The following is a 986-nucleotide window of genomic DNA, read 5'->3' as shown; positions in this document are numbered from 1 at the left end:
AAATCAGAGGGCTGTAAACCGGAAGTCATTTCGTCTAGGTCGGTAAACCCTGTCGTAACACCGGTAATCCCCTCTTCTGCATCAAATAGTTCTTCGATACGTTCAAGCGTTTTGGTCAGAATCGGATTGATAGAAACAGGACCAGCTTCCTCACCTGCAGTGCCCTCGGCAATTTTAAATACCTTGCGCTCAGCTTCGTCTAATAATTCACTGGTGCTCTTTCCTGAAGGATTAAAAGCACTATCAGAGATCTCACCAGAAACCCGAATCAAACGGCGTAAAACAGCTCGCTCATGCACAATATTTGCGTAGGAATGGACGTTACTTGCACTAGGAGTTTTCTCAACGAGTTCGGTGAGGTATTGCATACCACCAGCATTATCAAGCTCACCAATACGCTGCAGTTCTTCTGAGACAGTAATCAAATCAACAGGGTTGCCCGCCGTAGCCAAACGGCTCATGACACGGAATAACAAACGATGATCTTGTCGGTAGAAGTCATCCTCTATAACTTTGCTGCCAATCGCATCCCATTTACTATTATCTAACAACAGGCCCCCAAGAATGGACTGTTCAGCTTCGATTGAGTGCGGTGGGGTTTTTAAATTTAAGATTTCTTGGTCAGCCACGAGAGGAAAAAACTCCAGGAGATAAATACAAATAAGCCCCAAGAATATACAGGATATCCTTAGGGCTTAGAAGCAGATGCCCAACTTAAAATTGGGCTCTGTGAACGTTACGCGCTTCGGCGTAAGGTCTTATTCAGCAACAACTGAAAGATTGATTGTTGCAGTTACATCGCTGTGCAACTGAACATCAACTTCGAAATCACCAGTGTTACGAATTGGACCTTCTGGAAGACGAACTTCAGACTTGCTTACTTCAGTGCCAGAAGCAGTGACTGCATCTGCAACGTCACGTACACCGATAGAACCAAATAGCTTGCCTTCATCACCAGCTTTAGAAACGATCGTTACAGCCTTACC

At 44.8% G+C, this 986-nt stretch carries 2 protein-coding genes; both read right to left on the bottom strand.

Annotated elements, in window-relative coordinates; genetic code table 11:
* On the bottom strand, positions 1 to 629 hold a 629-nt coding region (locus tag A3739_RS24415; protein ID WP_304440309.1), incomplete at its 3' end, for a DnaB-like helicase N-terminal domain-containing protein.
* A gap of 129 nt (positions 630 to 758) precedes the next feature.
* Positions 759 to 986: 50S ribosomal protein L9 (gene rplI, locus A3739_RS24410; RefSeq protein WP_068503134.1), on the bottom strand; the 228-nt coding region annotated here is incomplete at its 5' end.

This window comes from Oleiphilus sp. HI0067 (genome assembly GCF_001635735.1).
Note: the sequence above shows the minus strand (reverse complement) of the source record. Positions and strands in the feature narration are given on the sequence as shown.